The organism is Alistipes sp. AF14-19 (assembly GCF_003461645.1).
Classification (GTDB): domain Bacteria; phylum Bacteroidota; class Bacteroidia; order Bacteroidales; family Rikenellaceae; genus Alistipes; species Alistipes shahii.
This window is the reverse complement of record NZ_QTXM01000008.1, coordinates 86,463-113,157: the sequence shown is the minus strand read 5'-3', so window position 1 is coordinate 113,157 and position 26,695 is coordinate 86,463. Positions and strand designations below refer to the sequence as shown.

The 26,695-nt window shown below is 62.3% G+C and carries 13 protein-coding genes; 4 read left to right on the top strand and 9 right to left on the bottom strand.

Going from position 1 to position 26,695, the window contains the following annotated elements; all coding sequences use genetic code 11:
• Nucleotides 1-17: 17 nt before the first annotated feature.
• The 6 genes from DWW03_RS08875 to DWW03_RS08850 form a co-directional block, all read right to left on the bottom strand.
• Complete coding sequence (locus DWW03_RS08875; protein WP_229094675.1) at nt 18-1,577, bottom strand: PKD-like family lipoprotein; 1,560 nt, start codon at nt 1,575-1,577, stop codon at nt 18-20.
• Between the two features lie 18 nt (nt 1,578-1,595).
• Nucleotides 1,596-2,351, bottom strand: coding sequence for a DUF4843 domain-containing protein (locus tag DWW03_RS08870; protein ID WP_118406625.1), 756 nt, complete (start codon nt 2,349-2,351; stop codon nt 1,596-1,598).
• A gap of 12 nt (nt 2,352-2,363) precedes the next feature.
• On the bottom strand, nt 2,364-3,815 hold the full coding sequence (locus DWW03_RS08865; RefSeq protein WP_022061829.1) for a RagB/SusD family nutrient uptake outer membrane protein: 1,452 nt from the start codon (nt 3,813-3,815) through the stop codon (nt 2,364-2,366).
• A gap of 28 nt (nt 3,816-3,843) precedes the next feature.
• Nucleotides 3,844-7,185, bottom strand: a complete 3,342-nt coding sequence (locus tag DWW03_RS08860) for a SusC/RagA family TonB-linked outer membrane protein (protein ID WP_022061828.1) — start codon at nt 7,183-7,185, stop codon at nt 3,844-3,846.
• Between the two features lie 50 nt (nt 7,186-7,235).
• The gene (locus DWW03_RS08855; protein ID WP_118406623.1) at nt 7,236-8,099 is read right to left on the bottom strand and encodes a FecR family protein; all 864 of its coding nucleotides are present in this window, start codon (nt 8,097-8,099) and stop codon (nt 7,236-7,238) included.
• Nucleotides 8,100-8,310: 211 nt separating this feature from the next.
• Nucleotides 8,311-8,850 carry a sigma-70 family RNA polymerase sigma factor gene (locus DWW03_RS08850; protein WP_022061826.1) on the bottom strand — a complete coding sequence of 180 codons (540 nt, stop codon included), beginning with the start codon at nt 8,848-8,850 and terminating at the stop codon, nt 8,311-8,313.
• A gap of 369 nt (nt 8,851-9,219) precedes the next feature.
• Between DWW03_RS08850 and DWW03_RS08845 the strand changes: the two genes are divergently transcribed.
• Genes DWW03_RS08845 through DWW03_RS08830 form a run of 4 tightly spaced genes read left to right on the top strand, consistent with a single transcriptional unit; the run spans nt 9,220 to nt 24,653 of the window.
• A complete protein-coding gene (locus tag DWW03_RS08845; protein ID WP_022061824.1) occupies nt 9,220-15,330 on the top strand; it encodes an NACHT domain-containing protein in 6,111 nt (2,036 codons plus the stop codon).
• Complete coding sequence (locus DWW03_RS08840) at nt 15,320-22,768, top strand: S1 RNA-binding domain-containing protein (protein ID WP_118406622.1); 7,449 nt, start codon at nt 15,320-15,322, stop codon at nt 22,766-22,768. Before DWW03_RS08845 ends, DWW03_RS08840 begins: the two co-directional genes overlap by 11 nt.
• Before the next feature lie 13 nt (nt 22,769-22,781).
• Entirely contained in the window at nt 22,782-24,095 is a 1,314-nt protein-coding gene (locus DWW03_RS08835) for a hypothetical protein (protein ID WP_015546744.1), read from the top strand.
• A 6-nt stretch (nt 24,096-24,101) separates the two neighbouring features.
• Entirely contained in the window at nt 24,102-24,653 is a 552-nt protein-coding gene (locus tag DWW03_RS08830) for a hypothetical protein (RefSeq protein ID WP_015546743.1), read from the top strand.
• A 213-nt stretch (nt 24,654-24,866) separates the two neighbouring features.
• Here DWW03_RS08830 and rsxA read toward each other — a convergent pair whose 3' ends face one another.
• From rsxA to DWW03_RS08815, 3 genes are read right to left on the bottom strand one after another with little or no spacing between them, the layout of a single operon-like run.
• Nucleotides 24,867-25,445 carry an electron transport complex subunit RsxA gene (rsxA, locus tag DWW03_RS08825; protein WP_015546724.1) on the bottom strand — a complete coding sequence of 193 codons (579 nt, stop codon included), beginning with the start codon at nt 25,443-25,445 and terminating at the stop codon, nt 24,867-24,869.
• Between the two features lie 2 nt (nt 25,446-25,447).
• Nucleotides 25,448-26,032, bottom strand: a complete 585-nt coding sequence (locus DWW03_RS08820) for an RnfABCDGE type electron transport complex subunit E (RefSeq protein ID WP_015546723.1) — start codon at nt 26,030-26,032, stop codon at nt 25,448-25,450.
• On the bottom strand, nt 26,025-26,687 hold the full coding sequence (locus DWW03_RS08815) for an RnfABCDGE type electron transport complex subunit G (RefSeq protein WP_022061819.1): 663 nt from the start codon (nt 26,685-26,687) through the stop codon (nt 26,025-26,027). Before DWW03_RS08815 ends, DWW03_RS08820 begins: the two co-directional genes overlap by 8 nt.
• Nucleotides 26,688-26,695 lie beyond the last annotated feature (8 nt).

The following is a 26,695-nucleotide window of genomic DNA, read 5'->3' as shown; positions in this document are numbered from 1 at the left end:
GTTTATCGTTGTTTCGGTTATTTCAGCATTTCACGGTAAGCCACGTCGACGATCCGCCCCAGCCCGGTGTGGACCTCGGGCGCCACGCCCCGGAAATTTCCGTCGGAATTGAAGCCCTCGTAAATCCGCAGCGTGCCCGTGTCGTCCTTCACGCTGCCCACCACCAGGTCGTACGTGCGGGTGAGGTTGGCGCTCTGCCGGTAGATATTGAATTTCAGGCAGGTGACGGTCTCCCCGACGAGCGTGAACTGCGTCGTCGCCGTCAGGGGCTTTTCCGAGAGATCCACGCGGTAAACCGTCCCGCCCACGGCATAATACATGTAGTTTTTCAACGAGCTGAATGCGAAATGCTCCGCCCGCGCGATGTTCGTACACCCCGAGAGGTCGCCGTAATAGGCCCTGCTCAAGGCCTGCGTGCAATCGCCGACGGTGACGACGCTCCATAATTCGCCCAGCTGCGTCCCGTAGAGGCAATACCGGTCCCCGTCCTTCAATACGGTGTAGACGACACCCATATTCGTGCTGTTCGGGTCGTATTTCGTATTCTCCATCCAGACGAAATCCAGCCCTTGGGGGAATTCGGCGAAGGCGTCTCCGGTGACCCTTCCGCCGTTGTCCATCTCTCCGAGCAGTTTCACCAGGTCGTTCATCTCCTGCAAAGGGGCGTATCCGCCCACGTCGGGAGACCGCAGGTTGGGCGCATAACCGACGAACCGCTTCGCGTCGAGGTCGTACATCATCACGACGGGAACCACAATGTTCTGCGTCACGATGTTGGACCCGATCACCGGCGCTGCGTTCAGCGGCGTGTCGCCGATCGGCCCGAACAGACCGACCGACACCAGACATTCGGCATAATAGGTTTTCGAATCGCTCACCATCATCTTGGACCCCGAGGCGTCGTTGATCACCCACGGGCGCGGATCGTCCGAATTGCCCATCTCGTAGATCAGCCGGTACTCTTCCTTCCACTCGAAGCCGTTGCGGCCCAGACGCGTGGCGCCGTCGTCGGTCAGCAGGTAGTAGGGCGAATCGGCGTCGGCGAACCGCGACCACTGGATGCGCCGCGGCCCCTTCATTTCGGGCATGCCGTTATCCTTGAGCAGGTCGGTGTAGGTCTCGCCCGTCACCGCGGAGACCATATCGAGGCGCGCCCGGTCGTCGTCGCCGTCGGCGCACAACACCATCCACCCCTCGGAGGTGGCCTCGCTCACCTGCAATTCGCTGCTCGTCTGCCAGTAGACGCCGCTGGCATCCTCCGTCACCTTGAAGAAGAGCGTATAGGCGCCCGCCGGAAGCGCCACCTCGTAATCCAGATTGCGCGACGTGCCGATCACCGTCACCGTCTCATCGGCGCTCCGGGCGAGCGTCCGCCACTCGAACGAATAGCGGTCGTCCGGGAAATCGTTGCCGCCCAGGTCGGGCGTCAGTTGCAGCCGGGCATGGGTCAGTACCGAGATATTCGCCTCGATGCCCGTGATGTCGGGTTCCGTGAGGTCGCGGTAGTCGTAGTTGCCCAGATCGTTGGCGCACGCCGCGCACAGAAACAGGGCCGATATGCAGAAAAATCGTTTCATCGTCATACTCCTTCCATATTAGAATTGCAGGGGGTTGCCGTTCTCGTCGAAAGCCCGTTCGTCATAAGGCTCTCCCCCGGCTTTCAACTTCTCCTGATCCCTGACATAATTGATCATCCGGCTCTCGATGTAGAGCCATTTGGCATTGGTGATCTTCCCGACCTCGTTGAAATCGGCCCTCGGAATCTCCATCACGTCGCAGATAAGTTCGAATTTCTGCTGCGAGAAAGGCCCCACAAACAGACTGCGCCAACCTGCGGGCGGCGCCGTGAACTGGTCCGAGAAGTTGATTTTGAAGGTCACCGCCGACACCGTGTCGCCGCCCGACTGAACCTGGCTGGTGAACGGAATGATGAAGTTCTCGTTCGCCCGCAGTTCGAGCAGCAGGTTTTTGGTCTTCTCCTTCAGAATGTCGGTGCGTTTGAGGGTGACCACGTAGTCGAACGAGACGCTGCCTGCTGGAAGCACGGCTTCGCCGCCGAGCGTGTAGTCCGTTCCCTCCTCGGCGTCCTGCGAAGTGACCCGGACATCGACCGCCCGGGGCTGCGCCGCGGCGCGTCCCACCAGTTGCAGCCGGACGGGCACTTCCAGCACGTCGGCGTCCTCGTAGATGAACGTGTATGAGGCGCTGTCGACGACGGTCCTGTCCGTCAGCTGGTTGTAGAAGTAAATGCCTTCGATCGCGCCGAAATTATCCGGCAGGCTCTCTTTGCAGCCCGCCAGGCAAAGCCCCAGCAAGAGGGCTGCCGAATGGATGATATGCTTCTTTTTCATGTCGTCAGGGGGTTATTCGCGGTTTTCGGTCTCCGAATCGGGCAGCGGCACGACGAAAAGGTTCGTGCTCGGTTCGGGGTTCCGGGAGTCGGTATAGGACCAGATCACCTTCGAGAAGAGGCGTTTGTAGAGGTAGAACAGCTGACCTTCGCCGTACAGTTCGCGGATGTACTCGTACTTGAGCAGTTCGGGCGTCAGGGCCTCGAGCGAGGTGCTGATGCCGCGGTTGCGGCGCAGGGTGTTCACATAGGAGGTTCCGTTGGCCAGCACGTCCGACTGGCTCTCGGCGGCGATCAGGTACATTTCGCCCAGCCGCAGCATCGGGATCATCGTGTTCTGAATCTTTCCGGTCTGCGCCATGTCGGTATATTTGTAGAAATAGCGGTTCTCGCCGGACGTGCTCCAGTTCACGCGGTTGCGGTAGTCGTCCTGATAACCGCCCGTCTCGGCCCCTCCTCCGAAAATCGCCTTCGAGATCAGGTCGCTCTCCATCCTGAAGGTGAAAGTCGTCCGCGCAGGGTTGAAATAATTCAGAAACAGCTGGCTGCGCTTGGCGTGCGACAGCGCGAAGACCACCTCCGACGAGAAAATCCGGTCGGGGTCCTCGGGATTGCCCACCACGAGGCTGCGGTCCACGAACGGGAAGATTCCGTTGTTCGAGGCGCGGATCACCTCCACGGCATACGTCAGGGCGTCCTGTTTCTGCCCGGCATAGAGGTTCACCCGCGCCAGCAGGGCCGAAACGGCGTAATAGTTGAGCCGCAGGGCGCGGTAACGCAGGAAATTGGAACCGTTGCCCGCGCTGCTCATCAGCGTCCCTTCGGTGATCACGGGATCGTTGAGCAGGGCCGAGCGCGCCGCCATGAGGTCCTGGAGAACCTTGTAGACGACCTGGCTGGCCGGCAGCAGGGCTTCGGGCGTCAGCGTCTCGTCCGCGTAATAGGGAATGGACGTCCCGTCGGGATTGAGCGAATAGACCGGTCCGAAAAGCCGCAACATGTCGAAATGCAGCATCGCGCGCAAGGCCAGCGCCTCGCCCCGGATGATGTCGTAATTGTGTCCCGTGAAGAGCGCCTGCCTGCCCTGGATGTTTTTCAGCAGTTTGTTGCAGTTCAGAATCAGTGCGTACGCCTTGTTCCAGGTCCCGTTCAGGCGGCCGCGCCAGTAATCGGTGTTGTAGTCGTAGTCCTTGAGGTCCAGATAGTCGCCCCACACCGAGGAGTTGTCGCCGATCTCGTAGGCGCCGCCGAGAATCTCGATCATCTCGACGGAGAGCGTGCTGCCGTACAGTTCGTCGCTGTTGAGTTCGATATAGATGCCGTTCAGCAGTTTCTGGAAACCCTCTTCCGATTCGAGCAGCTCTTCTTCCGAGATCTGGTCGTAGGGCTTCACGTCCAACCAGCCGCTGCACCCCGGGCACAACGCCGAGGCGAGCAGGATCAATGTAAGTATTTTGTTTTTCATAATGCGCTTTGTATTGAGATTGTCACGATCAGAAGGTCGCCGCCACGGAGAACGAGATCGTCCGTGCGAACGGGTAGTCGATGCCGCGCTCGTTCTTGACCGAGGAGATGCGGAACGCATCGTTCATGTTGGCCTGCACGCTCAGGGCCGAAAGTCCCAGCTTGCGGACGAACGACTGCGTGAATTCATACCCGATGCTGAACGATTCGCCCGAGATGTAGTTCTCGTCCATCACGAAACGCGAGGACTTGTCGGTTTTCTGCGTCAGCGAGATGCCTTTGAAATAGGCCTCGGTGTTGTTCGGCGACCAGCGGTCGTAGAGCGCCCGCTTGTCCTGGTTGTTGAACACGTCGGCCGTGCCGATGTTCTCGACCTTCTGGAACAGCGCGGAGTTGAAAATCTGCGCGCCCAGCGAATAGCGGAAATAACACCCCACCGACAGGCCCTTGTAGTAGAACGTCGTGCCGATCACGCCTTCCAGCTTGGGTTCCGTGTCGCCCAGCACCACTTCGTCGTTCACGTCGTAGCTGAACGAGTACGTGCCGTCTTTCTTGATGAACAGCTCCTTGCCCGTCGCGGGGTCGATTCCCGCCGAGCGCACGCCCCAGATCGCCGTGGGACTGCCGCCGTCGTAGTAGCGGGTCATCCCCGAGAGCGAGGCCCGGCCCTCGTTGTTGAGCGAACTGAACGCATTGCCGATCTTGGCGTACTTCGCCTTGGCGTGCGTGCCGTTCAGGCTGATGTTCCAGTTGATGCGGTCGTGCGGCCGGTAGACCGGCGACACCTTGAGCGTCAGTTCGACACCGTTGGTCTTCTGCTGCCCGGCGTTCATCGTCACCGACGTGATGCCCATCGAACCGGGCGTGGTGATGATCGCCAGCAGGGGATCGGTGATCTTGACGTAGTAGTCGAACGTGACGTTGACCCGGTTGCCCCACACGGTCACGTCGGTTCCCACGTTGTAGTTGACCGTCTCCTGCCAGGCGAGGTCGGGATTTCCCAGCTGGTTCAGGATCACGCCCGTGCCGAAGATGTTGGTCATCCAGCCGTTGAAGGCGTAGGTCGAGAAGGCCTGGTAGGCGGCGAAATTCTGGTTGCCGGGATTACCCACCGAGGCGCGCAGCTTGAGCAGCTGGAAAAACTTGCTGTCGCGAAGGAACCGCTCGTTCTGAATGTTCCAGCCCACGCCCACCGACCACGTGTTGCGGAAACGGTTGTTCGTGCCGAACATCGACGCGCCGTCGCTGCGGTAGTTGAAGTCCAGCAGGTAGCGGTTGTCGTAGGAGTAGCCACCGTTCAGGTAGAAGCTCGCGGCACGCGTCTGACTCTCGGAGTAGGTCGACTTGCCGCCCTCGGGATAGCCGTTCGCGAACGACGGAGCGCCGAACTGGTCGTCGGTGAAGCCGTTGGCCTTGTATCCGTTGGCCGTCCTTTTCGTGGCGTTGAAGTTGAATCCCGCCACGGCGTTGAGCATGTGCTTCTCGGCCAGCACGCGGCCGTAGGTCGCCGTAAGGTCGCCCTCGTAGTTGGTGCGCTTGGTCGTCGAGTGGGTGTAAAGGCCCTTTTCGGTCTCCTCCAGATCGTCGAAATCCGTATGCAGGGGCGACAGGCGCGTGTCGGTCGTTCCCGTGGCGTGCGTGATTCCGAACTTGCCGCGCACCCGCAGGTCCTTCGCCACGAACCACTCGATGATGAAGTTGTTCGTAAATCCGAACTGGTCGCCCTTGTCGTAGTTGTTCAGGTGGGCGTTCCACAGCGGGTTGCTGATGGCCTCGGTTTCGAGCAGCTCGGGGTCCTGGTAATAATAGAGGTAGCGGTCGATCCGCCCCTCGTCGTTGTACTTCTTGAAATAGGGGTTGGCCTGCGCATACTCCGAGAAGGGGACCGCGGGATCGTTGGTTTTCTGATAATCGAGCGTGAGTTTGTTGCTGAACTGGAATTTCCCGGTCCGGTAGATCAGGTCGATGTTGCCGCCGATGGTCTGACGGTCGGAACCCTTCATCACGCCCTGCACCTCGCCGTAGCTCAGGCCGATGCCGTAGCGGATCTTCTCCTCGCCGCCCTCGGCGTAGATGTTGTGCCTGTGGGTGAATCCCGTGCGCAGCGGTTCGTTCAGCCAGTAGGTGTCGATGCCCCGGGCGATGCCTTTCAGCCGCTCGTTGCGCAGGTCGTCCAGCCGCAGCTGGTTGGCCATGCTCTGATTGGTGTCCTGATACACTCCGGCGAGGGTCTCGAACTGGAGTTTCTCGCTCGAATTCATCAGATTATAGTCTGTCAGGTCGGCCATCGTGACGCTGAAATCGCCCTTGTAGGAGAGTTGCAGACGGCCCTGCTCGGGCGCCTTGGTCTCGATCACGACCACGCCGTTCGAGGCCTTCGAGCCGTAGATGGCCGTCGAAGCCGCATCCTTGAGCAGGGTCACCGACGCCACGCGGTTCATATTCAGGTTCATCACCGTCTCCAGCGTCGTTTCGAATCCGTCGAGGATGAACAGCGGCTGGTTGGGATCGGTGCCGTACTCCTCCTTCAGGCCGATCACGCTGCTCTTGCCGCGGATTTCGAAATCGGGCATGCGGTTGGGGTCGGAACCGAACTGGACGCTCTCGGAGATCTTGAACGAGGGGTCCAGCGTGCGGAGGCTCTGCAAGACGCTCTGCGTACCCACAGCCTTGAGTTCCTTGGACTTGAACGTGGTCGCCGAGCCCGTGAAACTCTCCTTCTTGCGCTGGTAGACGCCCGTCACCACCACGTCGGCCACTTCCACGGAGGTCGGCGTCAGCGAAATTTTCCGAAAATCCGCGAGGTTCTGCCCGTTGTAACGCTTCACATGGATTTCATAGCCGATGAACGAGAACATGATGTTGTAAATGCCGGCGGGAATTTTCAGCACGTAGCGTCCGTCGGCGTCCGAGGAAGTTCCGATGGTCGATCCCTCGACGACGACCGTCACGCCCGCCATCGGGGCCTTGTTCGACCCGTCGGTGATCCGTCCTGCGATCTCCACGAACGCCGGCTCCTCGGGAGCCGGCTGCGCGGGGCGCGGCACGACCACGATCGTGCGGTCCTTGATCCGGTAGGAGAACTCCGTTCCCGAAAAGACGTGATCCAGCACGGTTTTCAGCTCCGTACCGTCGAACGAGGCCGTGATCCGCTTGTCGCTTTTCAGCACCACGTTGGAGTTATAGAAGAATTCGTACCCGGAGGCCGCGCTCACCTTCTTCAGCGCCTCGGCCAGCGACACGTTTTCCAGCACGACCGACACCCGCTGGGCCGACGAAGTTTTCGGCAGCGCGATGCACAGCAGCAGCGCCAGCAGCATCAGGGTTCTCCCCCGCCACCGGCTCTGCGGAATTGATTGGCAAAATTTCATAGACAACGATTCTTTCATTATTTAAGTTTCCGTTAAGCGAAGCGGCCCCGTCAGCTGAGCCGCATCACGCCGTTCTCCACCTTACAGATTACGTCCGACGTTTCCGACAGCAGGTTGAGGATGTACTCGACGCCCCTGTCCTGGCGGATTTTCCCGGAGAAGGTATACTCCCCGAGCCGGGCGGCCACCTCCACCCGGATGCCGTATATGCGCCCCAGACGCTCGGCCAGGGCGGGCAGGCTTTCGTTCTCGAACCACAGCCAGCCCTCTTTCCACGCGCCGTACACCGACGCGTCCACGGCGCTGACCGCGACGGTCCCTGCCGCCAGGTCGCGGCTCACCTGCTGGTTAGGCTCCAGCACCACCTCTTCCGCACCGGCCGACGCGGCGTAACCGATCCTGCCCGTTACGAGCGTCGTCACGTGCCGGCCGTTCCCGGCATAGGCGTTGACATTGAAACTCGTCCCCAGCACGCGGATGCACTCGCCGTCGCCCAGCTCCACGCAGAACGGCCGGCACGTGTCCCGCTTGATCTCGAAAAAGGCTTCGCCCTCGATCCGCACGCAGCGTTCGGAGGCATTTTCGAAGGTCGCCGGATATTCGAGCTTCGATCCGGCGTTGAGCCACACCTCCGAGCCGTCGTCCAGCACCAGGCGGAACTGACGTCCGTTGGGCACTTCGACTTTCAGTTTGCGCTCGGTGGCCAGGGGACGCTGCTCTCCGGTCTCGGTGCGCAGAGCCACTTCACCCTCGGAACGCCGTTCGAGACGGGCCGCATTCTCCAGCACCAGCCGCATTCCGTCGTCGGCCGTCATCACCACCTGGGGCCGCTCCACCGTCACACCCATCTGCTGCAACTGCGCGAAGGCGTCCGGCTCGGGCAGCACCCCGGGCTGACGAACCACCAGAACCACGGCGGCGAATGCGTCTTTTCACGTCGTCGAAGTCCCTGCTGTCCGCACCGGGACGATCGTCCGGCGTCTCCAGCCCGGCCCAGATGCCGTTCAGCAACTCTTCATCGTCCTCATCGAGATTCCGATGCGGAAAATTGGATCTTTCCATAATACAGGATAACTATTCTTTACCCCATAAATACGGTGAACCCGAAAACTACGTACTGTTTTTTTACTTTTTTTTGATTTCTCCGCGCAATTTCTTCACTACTTTGTACAAAATAGTCTCCACCGTTCGCACGGAGATGGAGAGTTCGGTGGCTATCGCTGCGTTCTTCTTGTTTTCCCAATAGCTCATCAGCAGCACTTTGCGGCTCTGTTCAGGAAGCCGTGAAATAGCAGGGGCCAATTCGGGGGGGGGAACCTCTTTCTCCTGGTCCCATCCGCCGTGCAGTTCGGCGGCGGCGCTGATTTCGCGGCGGCGGCGGGCCTCGTCGTACTTGAGCAGGCGCAGGGAGTTGTTGTGCACGGCGCGCAGCAGGTAGTTGCGCAGCGGTTTTGCGGCGTCGAGCCGCTTCCGGTTGAGCCACACGGCGGTAAAAACGTCCTGCACGACCTCGTAAGCGGCCTGCTCGTTCTGGAGAATGGTCGTGGCATAGTGTCGCAAAGGCGCGCAGAAAGCCGTATAGACCTCCTTGAAGGTCTCCTCGTCACCGGTTTTCAATGCCTCTACGATCCGACGGTTATCGGATATGTCGAAAGTGTATGCCATGTAATTAACCTAACCCTATTTTGCAAAAATAGTCATTCCGGCCAAATAGACAATAGAAAAGCGCCATTTTTCTCATTTCGCGCCCATTTTCCACCGGGGAGAAGAAGGCTCCGGCGGAAAATTCCGTGCCGTCCCTTCCTCCGGCCGCGCCCGGATTGCGCCCGCTCCGCCGCCGATCCACCGCCGGAGCGCAGCCGCGACGGTCGCGTATCGCAAACGGCGGTCCGCCGCGACGCATTGTTTGCATTTTCGGGCTAATTTTCCTATATTTGTCTACCTGTTATATGCCGCGTTCCGACGGAACGGTCATTCCCGGTTCACCGGATGTCCGGAAAGTCGGCGTGCGGCCGTAAATGTCATTCACAGCCCATGTCCACATTCAGCAGCGACCGCATCGCCAATATTATTGTTCCGGATTTGCAAAAACGGTTCCGACGCGGTTATATCGACTATTTCAACCGGAAAGACAAAACCTACCGGCCGGTGGAGGAGGTCCAGATCCGGTCAATCGTCCCCCTGGAGCAATTCGAGGAGCTGATGAAGCTGCTCGACGACATCGTGCTGTTCAGCGCGGCGACGCCGGAGCTGGCGACCAAATTCCAGGGGCTGTGGAACCGGCTCGATCTCCCGGACAAGGACGACAAGGACCGGATCGAGTGTACGCGCATGGGGCTTATCTCGCTCGAATCCTACATCAAAGTCTTCATCTACCTGCTGTGCGGCAACGGCGACCTGCTGCGGCAGATCGAAGCCGAAAAACACGGCCTCGGATACATCCTCAACGAACTCGGCGTCCCGTCTCCCGACGGGAAACGCGGTCTGTTCGACAGTCGGTATAAAGGTCTTTTCGACACGCTGCGCCGCTACCGGAACGGAATCACGCACTCCCCGAGCGACACCGACACGGAAGAAAGCGACATCCTGATGCCCCGGGGCAATCTGAACGATGCTTATGACGGGTTGTTCCTGCTGACGCTGACCGGACTGCTGCTGCTGCTCCACCACCATGCCGGCTATTACAGGCGGTATCTCGACGAACACCGGCCCGAGCTTCCCCCGGAGAAAGCCGCAGCGGCATCTCCGGCCGACGACTTCGACCTCGAACGGTTCAAGGACCGTTACCTCGAGGAGCTGCTCGGCGAACAGAACCGCGAACTGAAACAGAAGGTGGGCTTCATCGGCCGGATCGACAACCAGCAGACGCTGAATCTGCTGCCTCTGAAACTCCAGCGCCGGCAGGATGCCGGGGAGGGGCTGTCCGACCCGGACTACGGCGGCCGTCCGCACGAAAGCGGCGACTTTACGGACGGCGAACAGGGCGGCATGGCGATGGACGACCTGATAGACGCCGGAGACCGCATCAGCCTGATTCTGGGCAACCCGGGCGCAGGCAAGACCACGGTGTTGATCCGCCTGATCCGCCAGTATGCGGACCTGTGGCACAACGGCGACCGTTCGATCCTGCCCCTGCGTATCAATCTCAACGCGGTCACCGAAGGCCAAACGATGGACGACGCCCTGCGGACGGCCTTCAACGCGGGTTTCGGAATCACGACGACCGAGGACCGGAAGCGCATGGTGTTCGCCCATGCCGAGCAGCTGCTCGCAGAGGGCCGCATCGCGCTCTTCATCGACGGGCTGAACGAACTGAAGGTCTCCCGCCCCGAACTCTTCATCGCCTCGCTCGGATCGTTCATCGCCAAATACGACAAGTGCCGCTTCCACATCACGGGACGCATTCACGAATTTGCAGCCTGCCGCGAGGCTTTCCGGCGGATCGAGGGGTGCGGGGTTTACCACCTCTGCGAGATTTCGCTCGACCAGATTCTGCTCTACCTCCGCCAGCTGGGACTCCCGGAGGAGCGGATCGACGAATTCCGGCTGCAAATAATCCGGGCCGGAATCGAGGAGCTGCTGGGCACGCCGCTCAACTTTATGATGATCGCCGCCCTGTTGCTCGGCAGCACGGAATACAAGATTCCAGCGGTCGGCAACCGGGGCGAATTGCTGGAGATGTTCATGCGGTCGTCGCTGAGCGTCCGGAGCCGGGAGAAGCTGGTGGACGAAGCGGTCAATTTCAACGCCTTCGACCTGCTGCAACAGATGGCCTGGCGGATCGCGGCCGAAGGGCAACGGGTCCTGCGCGAGGATTTCGTCATCGAGATCGCCCGCGACCCGCGCTACAAGGGGGCCGACCGGGTGGAGAAGCTCGTCGACAGCCTGATCGGACTGCACATCGTCGAACAAAGCGTCGACCACAAAGGGAGCTGGCTCACGTTTTTCGTAGACACCTACCTCGAATATTTCTTCGCCCGGCGTCTGGCGCTCGACTTCTGCGAACGGCACGCGCCGCTGCCCGGGCAGCTGGATGTAACCAACGAGCGCAATTTCGAAATCCTGAAACTCACGCTGGAGCTGATTTGCAGCGGATGGGTCCGCAAGGAGGGGTGCATCGCCGACGGCCGCGATTTCGTCAAGGCCCTCTACGACCTGGGGCGCAATCCCGCACAGCCGGCCGCGACAACCACCGCCGACGGCGTGCTGCAAACCGAAGGCCTGCCCTCAAAACCGGCCGTCAACGGAAACCTGGTCCTCGTGGCGCGCATGGCTTCCGGCCTGAAACCCTATACCGACAAAACGAATCCCAACGCGCGGCTGCTGATCGAATCGTGGCTGCTCAATACGATGGTCGTCTACCGGATCGGCCATCCGGTTCCCGACACGGAAGGGGATTACGACTATATCCGGCAGCTGGCCGAATGCGCCGTCGTCCTGTCGAGCGAACGGATTTTCAGGGAGCTTTTCTCGGACTACTGGCTGACGACCCTGCTGCTGACCGTCGCCGACGATTTCGGCATGCAGCTGCCCGAGAATTCCGTAAAGGCGTCGGCGCTCCACCGGGCGCTGATCGACAACTGCACCGACGTCAGGCTGTTCTACCGTTTCCTGCACTCGCGCTACCTCGACCTGGTGCTGTTCCGCCCCCGCTCGGCGCTGCGGATTCGGAAGTTCCTTTCGCTGCTTTTCGGGAACCTGAAAAAATACACCCAGAAACTGCTTTACGGCTATATCGCGGAGTGGCGGGAAGCCGACGCGCAGCGGCAGGGCGGCGACCACTATCTGGCGCAGGACGCCAACACCCTGCTGCTCTGTATCGACGATGTCGACTACCTGATTTCGAGATACGATCTCCCCGCGGCGGAACGCTCCCGGACGAAGATCGGATGGTCGCAGCTGCGCAAACTGGTGCGCAACTACGACGACGAAAGGCTGGCCGCGTTCATTTTCACCGAGCGTTTCTTCGCACTGTTGCAGAACCGGGAACAGATGGCGCTTTACCTCTTCCGCTACTACATCTTCCGCAACCACTTCCCGCGCTGCCTGATGCAGTTCCTTTTCGAAGGTACGGGCCGCAAGGGAATCTCCCCCGGCAACCTCTCGGAACTGCTGGACGCTTTCCCGCTGGAAAAGATTCCGGTCGGCGAGGCCCGCAAGCGCTACGACAACGAAATCTACGACTACCTGACCCAGGAGACGCACAGCGAAGAGTCGGACGACGGGCTGATCTACCGCATTTTCGATGTGAACGCGGAACGGATACGGCTCGCGATCAAGGATGCGAACACCCCGTTCGAAGGGCTGACGGCATGTATCCGGACCGACGACACGCGCATGTTCTGCCGCGTGGAAGCCGACGGATACGTCGACGCCCGGGGCGAGACCTTCAGTTTGAGCAGCCGCGACGGCTCGCTGCTGCCCGTCTCGGGGAAGATCGTCGCACCGGACGGGACGGAACTCGCCTATGCGGCCTCGGCCAGCAACAAGGAGATTTCGGTGACCTGCTACGACAAGGCGGAGATCGCCTGGCTGCACGCATTGGCCGAAGCCGGAACCGGCGTGCGGATCGGATCGGCCGAGTGCAGCCTGCGTTTCGCCGTGAGCGCCCCGCTGATCTGCCACCGCGTCCTTACGCTCCGGCGCGATGCAGCCTGCGGCCTTCCCCGCTTCACGGGCGAAATCACCTTCTTCCGCGGCGACGACCGGTCCGCACCGGTCGTCATCGACCGACGTACGCGCCCGGAGAACCGTTACCGCAGCCACCGGCTGTTCCAGCCGATCACCCAGGCTCCGCTCAAAGCCCCGGAGACCCCCTACATCCTCTTCGGGTACGCCGGCCGCAAGGCCTTGGTGATCACCGACAAGCTGATGAACGCCGACCGCTACCCCGGCGCATCCGTCCGCCTGTGGACCAGAAACCAGTCGGCCACCTGCCGGTTCGTCGCGGGATGCAAGATGCAGCAGGGCTTCGCGGAACTCACCCTGCGCTCGTCCGTCAAATGGGACCTGAAACCGTCGGGAACGCTCCGCCATACGCTCCCCGACGGTTCGACCGAGCATATCCCCTATATCTTCTGCCTCTCGAACCGCACCACGTTCGTCCTGCGCATATTCCACGAGGATTTCGTGGCCCGGATTCGCGACCGGTCGGTCTGCGACCGCTACATCGCCGGGAAGGACGATTTCCGGGTCGGGAAACTCAGCCTGCGCCTCGAATCGGCGGAGTATTACGAGCCGAATTCCAAACTGTCGCTTCTGGAGCTGGAGCTTGCCGACGGGCAGTCCGCCGTTCCGGCCAAAGGTTCGCTCGCCATCACGCTGAAGCACGAAATGCAGCCCGCGCAGCTCTCGTTCACCGGCGAATCGCGCGGCCCTTCCACCATGCTGGTCAACGTCTGCTGTGCGGGAATCGACTTGCAGGGCCGCGAAGCCCGCTTTCTCGTGCCCGACTCGGGCATGCCGCTCGCCAAAGGGCTTTACCTGCGCGCCCCCGGCTCGACGGCGCACCTGTGCATCCGGCAGACGCCGCAGCCGGTGCAGTGGTGCGTCGAACTTGAACTGCGCGCCGAACTGCGCTTTCCGGAATCGGGCGAAATCGGCTTCGAAGAGTTCCCCGGCGTCATGTTCGGCTTCCGGAACCTCACCGTCGGGGAACGGACGGGCACGCTCCTCGTGTGGTGCGCCGGAGAAGCGGCCATCGACTGCGACAGCTTCATCCGGACGGTGTCGCAGGCGACCCGGATCACCCTGTCGTCCGGCGGACGCCAGACGCAGATGGAGCTTTACCAGGCGGGCGACGCGGTTCGGCGGACGGGTTACGGGCGGCTGGCGGTCGTCGATTTCCCGGGCGGCGCGGAGGCGGACGCCGCGGCATACTACGCCGCAAACCGGCTCCTGGTGGAGATCCTGATGCCGGTCGTCAACACGATCGACATTCCCAAGGTCGACAAGGCGCTGTACAAAATCCACTCGCTGGGCTACAACAAGGCGGGCAGCAACCGAATCCGGATCGTCAGGCCGCTGACCGGAATCGACAAACTGTGGCTTTCGCTCGACGACACCAAGATCATGTGCCGCCCCCGCAACCCGGTCACCGAAATACTGGACGGCGTGGAGTACCTGTGTCTGGGCGTGGAGACCGAAACGGGCGTGGTTCCGCGCATCCTCAACACGGGAAGCGTCCATTTCTTCCGCCGCGGGGAGTCCGGCACGGAACCCGAGCAGGTGGGATTCGGGGTGATCTTCCCGCTGATCGCATACGGCCGTCCCGAACGCTACCACGCGGACATCTGCGACGTCGTCAGCAGCGAAATGGCCCATACGGTCACGATCATAAACGAACAGATCATCGAATTTTTCGTGGCCAAGAGCCGTTCCTACCTGTTGCTCGACAATGAAAAGTTCTTCGAACAAATCTGCCGGATGAAAACCTGCGGTCAGGTTTTCGACGTCTGCCGCATCGTCTCCCAGGACAACGCCCAGGGGCTGACCGTCTATTCGCCCCTGCACAAGACCACGGCCTGCACCTGCGACACGGAGGCAGGTTTTTCGGCTCCCGGCTACGAGGCCGACAGCCATGTCCTCTTCGAGAAGAACCACCGCATCCGCCTGCTGCGCGACATTCCGCGGCAGCCCTGCATGGGGTGCAAGACGGGCGTGGTGGTCTATTACAACGAACGCCGCGACGCCTTTATCTCCGTGGAGAACGAGACGGAGGACTACTACTACCCGATGCGGGACGACGAGACGCTCCAGCCCGGCGACCGGGTTACCTTCTTCGCCACGGAGAACCTGCTCTACAAGCGGCGGCGCAACGCCGGCAAAACGATGATGGCCGACAACGTGCAGTATGCGGGCGCAGCGCCCTCTTACCGGGGCCGCGTCGTGGACAAAGTCACCCGGCAGGACGCCGCGAGCGGCACGACGCTGTTCGAACTCACCGTGGCGGCCGACGACAAGCGCCTTCCCCGGTCGCAGGTGACCATCACGCTCTACGACACGTCGAACCAGCGGTGGTCGGTCATTTCCGCCTGGGAAAAGGGAACCCCGTGTTCCTTCTTCATCGCCAAGGGCAAATGGTATCTCCACCTGACCCCCGACCCGGCACAAACCCCTTCAACCGAAAACGCACATGGAGAATAGGAATTCCCTGCAACCCATCCGCACCGCCGCCCCTGCCGACCGATTGCTGGGGCGCGTGTGCAGCGTCGGCGGCCGCCGCTACCTCGACTGCGGATTCGACCAGCTGATCGCCGTCTCCGACGCGGACGCGGCGCGCTACGCCGACGGAGCCTTCGTCGAGGTGGAGATCGCCGCCGGGGCAACCCCCTGGCGCGACGCGGTCTCGCAGCAGCAGGCCGTGCAGCAATCGTTCGACCAGCTCATCGCCTCGATCCGCGAACATACGACACTCGAAGTCGGACTGGCCGCGGCGGACGTGGAGCGGCTGCAAAGCGAACTGACCGCCCACGCCCTTTCGGGCCGACGCTTCCGGGTTTACGCCCCGGGCAACAGCTGCCATTTCACGCTCAACCCGAAGAACTGCACGGGCGAGCACCTCTTCCGGCTGCTGGCGGGCGAGCGGATCGAAGCGCAATGCTGGGACTATACGGATTTCAACCGACTGAAAACCAATGTCGACGAACCGGTCTGCCTGAATCCGGTGCGTCCCGCTCCCGTCGAGGCCGCGGAAGGCGAATGTTTCGATGTCTATGTCAACCGGGCGGTCGATTTCGGCCTGTTCGTCTCCTTCGGCGGAAACGACGGACTGATCCACAAAAAGTCGCTTCCTAACTACGACGAGCGTTTCCGCAGCGGCGAGATCGCCGCCGCCTACCGCCGCGGCATGAAAATCCGGGCGAAGCTCCTTTCGAAAACCCGCGACGAGCAGTCGGGCCGGCTCCGGTACACGTTCGACCCCGTAACGGACGACGCCCCGGTCGCCTTCGACTCGCTGACGCTCGATGTCGGGGACACGGTCACGGTCCATGTCAACAACGTCACCCGCAACGGACTCTCCGTACGCTATCGCGGCGAGGTCCACACCGTCGACAGGAACTCGATCCCCAACTGCGTGGAACGCTTCCGCAACGGGATCTACCTCCCGAACCAGCCGTTGCGGGTGAAGATGATCAGACGCAACGACAAGCAGCGCCATTTCCTGTTCGAGCTGCTCGACAAAACGGTCGATTACGGGCTGGCGGAAGGCGACATCCTCCGCTGCGAAATCACCCCGACGGAAATCCCGGCCACGACCGAGATCCGAACCACGATCGACCAACGCTCCTGCTCGTTCCACCTCCACCCGCAGGAGCTGCCCTACTCGCTGAACAACTACCTCCGGGAACACTCGCTCGAGACCGAGGTGCGCGTCTGCGGCTTTTTCGAGCACGGCGATCCGAAATTCCAGTTCAAAAGTCTGATCGCCGACCGTATCCAGGCTCTCGACGAGGGTCTGACGCTCGACGCCGAGGTGCTCTTCGAGGACGGGCAGGCCGGGATCATACTCTGGCGGGCCGGCGAGGTGTTCGGGTTCCTTCCCGTCGGCAGTTACTCCTTCCCGATGGCCCGCAACATCGCCTTCTCGCCCGGCGAGCGGATCGCCGTACGGGTCGGACGGTCGGACGGAAAGACCTTTTTCCGGCTGGCGCAGCCGCCGGTCAACCCCTGGGACTCCCTCTCCGGCATTGCCGAAGGGAAGCGCATCCGGGTGCAGGTGTGCGACGTGCGGGAGGACGAAATCCGGATCGGCTACGACCGGGTTTTCGGCATTCTGAAACCCTACACCGCCCGCCGGCCCGAGGCGGGCGAAACGGTCGAGGCGTTCGTCTCGCGTTTCTCTCCGTCGGAGGCTGTGCTGGAGTGTTTCACCACGGACTGCGACACCGTTCCGGACAGTCTCGAACCGGGGACCGAATACGACCTTCAGGTGGTGGCCCACGCCGCCGGGGCGGGCAAACTGTGGGCCTTGCAGCAGGAACGGCTGATCGAAATCGAACTGGAGCGGCCCGAAATGCCCGATTACGTCACCGAGTGCCTGCTCCGCCACGGCAGCCGGGTCCGCGTACGCGCCGAAGAGCGTGACGGCGTCCGCCGGGTCCGCCTGCTCTACGACAGGGAGTCCCTCTGGGCGCAGGCCGGCCTGCGCGAAGGCGACCGCTGCTACCCGGTCATCGCGGAGATACGCCCCGACCGGATGATCGTGACGCACCGCGACGTGATCGGCTATATCCCGAACGACGAACTCGACTGGAATTCGTCCCGGATCGTCGACCGCTCGGCCTACCGCCCGGGCATGCAGGTCGAAGCGCTCGTCCTGCGGGCCGACGCGGCGAGCGGCGAGCTGGTCTTCAGCCGCAAGGAGCTGCTCGAAGACCCCTGGCCGGCCTACCCCCACCGGGAGGGCGACACGACGGAGGGGACCGTCGCGGCGGTGCTGCCGAACGGCAACCTGCTCGTAAATGCCGACGGCATCGTGGGCGAGGTGCTGAAATACAATGTCTCGTGGTTCAACTTCCAGAGCGGAATGAACCGTTACAGGACCGGCGACCGGCTCCGGGTCCTGCTCGTGAAGTTCGACCCCGAAGCCCGGGTTCTGTTCCTGAGCGGAACCGGCGGCGCCGAATCCCCGTGGAACGGGGTAAACTACCGAGTCGGCTCGAAGTATGAGGTAACGGTATTGCGGACCGACCGCATGGCCGTCATGGTCGCCCTGGACGGAATCATCGGCGAGATACCCCGCGAACGCATCGGGTGGATCACCCCGCCGAGCGCCGAAGGCGCATTCGCCGAAGGCGAGCGGATCGAGGCGCAGCTCATTTTCATCAACCGCACGAAGCGGGTGGCCCAGTTCAGCCGCAAGGCCGTGCTGCCCGATCCGTGGAGCGTTCCGATCGCCGAAGGCGACGTGGCGGAGGCGAAAGTCGTGGAAGCCACGGCGTCAGAGGTGCGTTTCGATGTCGGGGGCCGGCTGGGCGTCTGCTCCCGCGAAACGGCCCGCACGTTCGTCGCCGGAGCCTGCGGCGACGTGCAGCCCGACGCGCTCTTCCACCCGGGAGAGCTACGCCGCGTACGCATCGAGGGCATCGACCGCCGCAACCAGCGCCTCTACGTCGGTTCGCCCGACCGGGAGGACTGCCGCCGGATGGTCGGCCAACGATTCGACATCACCGTCCTCGGCCGGGAACGGGCCGGGTACCGGGTCGAAACCGCCGGCGGCATCCGCGGCATGCTCTCCTTCGAACGCGCCACATGGAGTGCGCCGGAAACCTCGCGCCTCGCACCCGGCGAGCGTCTGGAGGCGCAGGCCGCGGCCTACGATTTCAAACGCGGCTGCCTGCTGTTCGACCATCGCACCCTGATTCCCGATCCGTGGAAATCGCTCCGTATCGCCCCCGAATCCTTCATCGAAACGCAGCTCGTCGCCTTCGACGCAGGATCGGCCATCGTGCGTTACGAAGGAATCGACCTGTGGCTTTCGCCCCGCGACACGGCGATCCTCGCCGGAAAGCCGTGGCTGGAGTCCGTCGCAGCCGACGAGCTGCCGGCAGACGGCCGTTTCCGGCTTTATGTCGCCAGGTTCGACGCCGGAAAGCGCCGGCTGCTGACGGAGCCGCGCCCGCAGCTCTCCGACGCATTCCGCAACGGAGCCGGGGCCGAAGTGGAGGTGAAGCACTGCACCGAAGAGGGCATCCATGTCTTCTGTCCGGGCGAAGGGTGCTTCGGATTCATCCCCCGGGAGGAGATCATCTGGGGAATCGTCGACTCGGCCTGCTCGCTCTACGACGAAGGCGAGAGGCTGTGGGTCTGCCATCTGGATTACGACGCCGCCCGCGGCCTCTGCCGCTTCAGCCGGCGGCGACTGCTGGCCGGGGCCGCCGTTCCGTTCGTCGCGGGAGCGCGCCTCTCCGCCCGGATCACGCGCATCACCGAGAAACTCATGGTGGTGAAGTGCAACGACACGGAAGCTTCGGTGCTTCTCGGGGATACGACCTGGACCCCGCCCTTCCGGCTGGGCGAACGTTACCTGCCGACCCGCTACGCGGCGGGCGGAGAGATCGAGGCCGTGGTCGAACGACTGGAGAAGAGCGGAGTTCCGCGGCTCAGCATCCGCCGGCTGCAACCCAATCCGTGGCTTTACTGCCCGGTGTCGGACAACGATACGGTCGTCGCCGAAGTAGTCGGGCACTGCGGAGAGAAGGCGGCGGTCGAATACGCCGGCTATGCGGGCCTGATCGAAGGTCTCGCCCCGGGACTGGGTTCGACGCTCGTTCCGGGCGACCGGGTGGCCGTCTGTTGCAAAGCCATCGACCGGGAGCAGGGACGCCTTCGCTTCTCGCTCGTGAAAATCCTGCCCCGCCCGTGGGTGGAAGCCGGATTCCGGCAGTACGGCACGGTGGAATGCACGGTCGTTTCGGTCGGTGACGACCGGACGCTCACAGTCGACGCGGCCGGTTATGCCGGCGTCGTGCCGTGCGGGGAGCTGGCATGGGGCGAACCTTCCGCGACGTTCGTTCCGGGTCAGCGTCTTTCGGCGGTGATCCTGCAAATCGACTACGAAGACCTCTCCCTCGCGTTGAGCCTCCGCTATGCCGAGGGCATTCCTCCGGCGGACATGCCGCTGCGCATCGGCGAAGCGCACCGCGTCCGGATCACCGACGTGCGGACCGCGGCGCGGAAAATGCCCGAGCAGCTCACCGTCGAGAGCGTCGAAATGCCGGCGCTGCGCGGCGTGATCTTCGCCCGCGACCTGGCCTGGGAGCGGGCCGGACGTTCGGCGGCGGCCTACCGCCCGGGCGAAGAGATCGAAGCGGTTGTCACCGACCTGATGCCGCGCAAACTGACTTTCAAGGCGAGCCTGCGCGACATGGTCGACGACACGCGGTCGCTCGACGACATCCGCCCGGGCGAGAAACTCGACGTGACGCTGCGCAAATTCATCCCGCAGGAGTTCGCCGCCGAAGTGACCTATTACGATTATGCGGGGCGGCTCACGCTTGACGACGCCGTCTGGAGCGGCGTCGAGAATCTCGCCAACTTCTTCCGTCCCGGCCGCGAGATCGAAGCCGAGGTAACGGCGGTCGATCCCGACACGCGAAGCCTGGCGTTCCGACTGCCCGAAGACGAATATACGCCCGACTGGGAAGGCGTCCGGCTTACGGAGGGCGACACGCTCGAGGTGACGGCGGACTACGTGATGGATTCGGCCCTCTTCGTCAACTACCACGGAATCGTCGTGACCCTGCGCCGCGAGGAGTTGAGCTGGCTGCCGGTTTTCCGCATCGGGGAAAACTACCGTGACGGCGACACGCTCCGGGTGAAAGTCAAACGGTTCGACCGGGAGAGCCGCATTCTGAAATTCAGCGTCCGGGAGCTTCTGCCCAACCCGTTCCTGCAGGAGATGCCCTTTGCGGAGGGCGATCTGGTCCGGGGGAGCGTCATGCAGGTAGTTCCGCAAGGCATCTACGTGGATTGCAGCGGGTATCCGTGCTACATCGCCAATACGGAGTTCGCAGGCGAAATCCGCCGCAACTACAAGGCGGGCGACGCGCTTCGCGCCCGGATTCTCTCCATCGACCCCGTGCAACGAAAAATCCGGCTCACCCGCCGCTGCGAAGAGCTGTCCGGCGAAGAGCTACGGTTCAGCCCCGGCGAATGGCTCTGGTTTACCGTGACGGAACGGACCGCCACAGGCCTGTGGGCCGAATACGAAGGCTATCGCGCCTTCCTGTCCGACACCGATGCCGGGTTCCGGGAGAACGAGAGCCCCAGTCAGCGTTACGGACCGGGCCAGCTGGTCCGGATGCGCGTGACGGGCATCGACGAAAAGGCCAATGCGCTCACCGTATCGGCCGAACTGGTCAGCGACTATTCGCAGTTCGACAGCTGTACCGTAGGCACGGTCGATGTCGCCGAGGTGATTCATGTGGCCGTCAAGGCGATCACGGTCTGCTTCCGGGGCATCTATTGCCGGGTTCCGCTCGAACGCGCCAGCCTCTTCCCGATCGCCAACGCCAAGATGCTCTACGCGGTGCGCGAACAGCTGACGATGGTCGTCGAAGCCGCCGACCCCGAGACGCGGACGCTGAAGCTCAGCGTGCAGCAGCGTTACAACGACTGGTCGGAGATCCCGGTGCGGCCGGGCGACCGGGTTTCGGGCGAAATCTGCTTCCGGTCGCCGCGCTTCGGACTGTTGCTGCGCGACGGCGATCTTTTCTACCGGGTGTGCGCCGAGAGCCGTTTCTGGCAGCCGGCGACCGAGCTTGCGCTCTACCCGATCGGCTCGCGCTGCGAGGAGGCCGTCGTGGAACGCATCGACCCCGATGCGCGGATGATCTACGTCTCGATCGGAACCCGCGCCGCGACCGACCCGTTCGAGCAGGCCCGGCTCCGCAACGGCGACATCGTGAAAGCCACGGTGGCCGGAGGCGACAAGACGGTCTGTGTGCTCCGCTGCGGGGAACTCTACCTCTCGATGCCCCGGGAGGAGGTTCTGCCGGGACATGCGCCCGAATGCGGCGACGAGGTCAAAGTCCGCATACTGTCGGTGGACAAGGTCAAACGCACCTTCTACGTTTCGCAGCGCGCCGTAACGCACGATCCGCTGCTCACGTTCAGCGTGGGTCAGAAGGCGGAGGGCACGGTGCAGAGCCTGTTCGGAACGATGTGCCTCGTCCGGGTCAACGGACTCGTCGGAACGCTTCCGGTCAGCGAAGCGCAGATCAAGGCCATGAACATCCGGAGCGATGCGAACATAACGGTTTACGTTTCCGCCATCCGTTTCACGAAGCGGCAGATCACATTCTCACTCACGCCCACGACCAACAACGACCTGGCCGTCGGCTCCCGCGTGCAGTGCACCGTAGTCAAGGCCACGGCGCATCATGTGTTCTGCACGTTCCCCAAACGGGGCAGGCTCTACGACGCGGCGATCCGGTCCTCGGAGTTCTACTGGAACCGCCCGCCCGACGTGCCGTGCCAGCCGGGCGACCGGATCAACGCCGTCATCACAGGTGAAGAGATCATCGGCAAGACAAAGTACACGACGCTCAACGCCTGCGCGCTGACCCCCAACCCGCTGCTGACCTGCGAGACCGGCGACACGCTCCCCTGCACGGTGCTGGGGACGACCGCAGGCGGCTACCTGATGCGCTGCGGCGGAGCCGTCGGCTTCCTCCACTGCTCCGAGATCATGTGGCAGTACTGCGACCAGTGGCACGGCGTCTGGAAGCGCGGCGAGAAGGTTTCATGCCGGATACTGCACCTCTCGCCCGCGGAAGGCGGCCTGCTGCTGGGCCACAGACAGACCGTCGGCGATCCCTTCCTCAAACACACGCCCGGCGTCGGGAGCGGTTATCCGGCCACGGTGCGGCGCTCCTCGGACGAGAGCGTCGTCGTCCTGCTCGGGGACACCGGGATCGAAGCCACGATCTCCAAGGCCGACATGAAACTTTTCTTCACGGGCGTCGGCCAGTTTATCCCGCAGCCCGGCACAACCATATCCGAGGTGACGGTCGTCCGCATCGAAAACCCCGGGGACCCGAAGCGGCGCCATCCCTTCGTCCGAGTAACCCTGCTTTAACCCACAACGATCCATGGATAACAAACTGCATTACGCGCATACCTTTTTCTGCAGCCACCTCGCCGCCGTCGGACGGGCCTCCGAAGTGCAGGCCGCCGACAAGCGGTGGCAGGCGGAAAAACCCCTGACCCGCGAGGCCTACGAACGGCTCAGCAGCATCTATTACGAGAGTTTCATTGATTCGCTCATGCAGGTCGACGGACAGACCTCGGGGGCGGTCTATGCCGACACGGCGCACCTGACCCTGGAAACCGACCGGCTCTGCACGCTGCGCCACCCAAAGCTCCCCGCCGCGGAATACGCCTTCAGACTGTGCCGGTTCCACCTCTTCTTCTTCCCCTACGACATCTGCCTTTTCGCCATGGAGATCGCCGAAGAGCCTGAAACGACGCTCGACACGCTGATCGCCGCACACGGCATTCTGCGCGAGACCTCCTGCTATGAGATCGCAGAGCAGGGGATTCTGAAATCGCAGATCGACGCCCCGGAGTACCTCGCCCTGCTGGAAGAGATCCTGCGGCTGTGCCCTCCCCGGCCGTCGGCCGAATCCCCGCGTCAGGGACGTTTCTCCGGCCTGACCCTCACCGGCAACAAGCTGAAATGTTTCCAGATCTTCATTTTGGACGACTTCTCGGACGAACTGCTCTTCGAACTGGGAACCTTGAGCCCCGTCGGCTGCGTCGCCGACCACAAACACGAATATTCCCCCTCCCAGGAATATTACGACCGGATCATCCGCACCCACACGATTTCGGCATTCCGCAACTGGAAAGCGCTGGCGCTGGTCGACAGTTTCACTGTGGTTGCAAAAGGCCGCACGGCCGCACAGATGTGGGTATGGCCCAACAGCTATTTCCGGCTGATCTACATCCATGCGCTTTACCAGAAGACGCTGCTCTTCGTCGTCAACCGGCAATTCCGCTCGGCCGCCAACGACCGGAAGTCCATCCGGCTGCTCCACAAAATGAAGGAGCAGGAGCATTGGTACGCCTTCTCGAATATCTCCTACAACTTCCTGCCGCAGCTCATCTACCGGGCCATCGACACCGGGCTGGACATCGCCACCGAGCGCGAACAACTGCACCGCCACCTCGAACAGGAGGCCGAACGCCTCGAAAAGAACTCGGAGCGGCGGCTGGCGGGCCTTATCCTCTTCCTGACGATGCTGACCGTCTGCTCGGCGACCTACGACGGCGCGTCGCTGGTCAAGGATTATTTCGGCTGGGAAAGCGGCACGACCCCGTTCCGGATTTTCGCCGCGCTCCTGCTCTCCGCAATCGTGATCACAAGCATCTCCGTCTGGCATTACCGGCGCAACAAATCCTGATCGGAGATGGAACGAATATCCTATTCGCCCGAAACGCTTTTTCACGTCCTGACCCATTTCGAAACGGCGGACGAAGCCCTGCGCGACAGCCTGCGCCGGGCGGGATTTACCGACGAGGCGATCGACGGCCAGCTACGCATGCCCGGGTCCAAATTCCTCCGCACTTTCGCCCTTTCTCCGCAGGAAGCCGTCGCGCGGCTGCAACGGGATTTCCCCGAATCTTTCACCGCCCTGCACCCCGGAGCCGACGGCCGGGTGCGCCTGTCGTTCCGCTACGACGAACCCGTCGGGACGAGCGGACTGGCGGCAGACGCGGAGCTGACGCCCGCCGAGCGGGCTACGGTTCGCAACATCCTGCGCAACGGATGCCCTGTCCGCACGGTCCGCACCTCCCGCACGATCTCCACCGGAGCCTGCCAACTGATCCTCGAACGCACCGGAGAGGCCGGGTATGCCCTGCGCACGCTCTTTCCCGGGGAACTCGCCCCTCCCCTTCCCCTGCCGGGCGAAGCCCCCGATCCTTTCTGGGCGACGCATCTCCTCATCGAATTCAACTGAATCCGGCTGCAACCGGGGGCGGCATGCGCACCGGTTCCGAACCCGTTTTCCAAACAATGCGGGACAGATGCCGTGCATCGTGAAACAGATTTTTGATTTTAAGCCGGGGAGTTCCGTATATCGTGAAGAACGGGGCGGATGGATAGTACCTCAAGTACATTCCATTCGCCCCGTTCGAGGGATGTGCGGAAATAGCCGCTTACAAATCGGAAATCAAACCAGACCGGAGAATCCCATAAACGCCATGGCCAGAATCCCGGCCGTGATCAGCGCGATGGGAATGCCCTTGAACGCCTTGGGCACGTCCTCGAAATCGAGACGCTCGCGGATACCTGCGAAGAGCACCAGCGCGAGGGCGAAACCGAGGGCCGTGGCCACCGAATAAGTGACGCTCTGCAACAGGTTGAACTCCTTCTGGATCATCAGGATCGCGACGCCCAGCACGGCGCAGTTGGTGGTGATCAGGGGCAGGAAGATGCCCAACGCCTGATAGAGCGACGGCGAGAGCTTCTTGAGCATGATCTCGACCATCTGCACGAGGGCCGCGATCACGAGGATGAAGACAATCGTCTGCATGTAGACGATGTCCAGCGGCACGAGCACATAGGTCTGAATCAGCCACGCCACGACGGCCGCAATGGCCATCACGAAGGTTACGGCAGCTCCCATGCCCAGCGAAGTCTCGACTTTCGACGACACGCCCAGAAAGGGGCAGATGCCGAGGAACTGCGCCAGCACGACGTTGTTGACGAAGATGGCGCCGATGATGATTGCAAAATAGGAAAGCTCCATAACTATTTCTTGGCTAATTTGTTAAACAATACCATCAGATAGCCCAGCACCAGGAATGCCCCCGGGGCCAGCACGAAGATCAGCGGCGCGACGTCCGCAAAGCCGAGGTTGACGCCGAAGATGGCGCCGCTGCCCAGGATCTCGCGCACGGCGCCGATCACAGTCAGCGCCAGCGTGAAGCCCAGGCCGATGCCCACGCCGTCGAGAATCGAATCCAGCGGGGAGTTCTTCGAAGCGAAGGCCTCGGCGCGGCCGAGGATGATGCAGTTCACCACGATCAGCGGGATGAAGACACCCAGCGCTCCGTACAGCGCCGGCACATAGGCCTGCATCAGCATCTGGATGATCGTCACGAACGAGGCGATCACGACGATGAACGCCGGGATGCGGACCTTGTCGGGAATGATGTTCTTGATCAGCGAAATCACAAGGTTCGACATGATCAGCACGGCCATCGTCGCCAGCCCCATGCCCATGCCGTTTTCGGCCGAAGTCGTCGTACCCAGCGTGGGGCACATGCCCAGCACCAGCACGAACGTCGGGTTGTTCTTGACGATGCCGCTCGATATAATTTGCAGTTTATTCATTTTGACCTCCTTCCTGAGCCGCAGGCTCGTTGGTTTGTCCGGCGGCAGCCGTCGCTCCGGACGCCGTGTCGGTCGGGGCTTCGCCCGTCGCCACGCTCTTGTAAGCCATCCACGCGCGGTTGATCGCGTCGACATAGGCGCGCGACGAGATCGTTGCGGCGGTCAGCGCATCGACGTCGCCGCCATCCTTCGTCACGGCCAGCTTGCCGTCGACGAGCTTCTTCGATTCGAGTTTCCGTCCCTTGACGCTCGCAAGCAGGACGTTGCCCTCGTCGGCCATCTTGGTACCGAGACCCGGAGTCTCGGTCTGCTCCAACACGTTGACGTTCACGACTTCGCCCTCGGGCGTGAAGCCCACCATCAGGCGCACCACGCCGCCGAAGCCCTGCTTGGTCATCGACTGCACGGCATAACCGCTCACGCTGCCCCCGGCCGTCGCCGTGTAAACCGTGATCGGCATGTCGTCGATGGTCAGCTCCTCGGTCGTCGTGGCGTCGAACGCCGGGAGCACCTCGTTCAGGGCCGCCAGCGTCGCGGCTTCCTTGGCCGCCGCGATCGGCTCCACGGTAATCATATTGACGAAGCCCACTCCGGCCGAAGCCACGAGGGTGATGCCGAAGAGGACGGCCGTCATGTTCAAAAGTGTACTTTTCATGCTGTCAC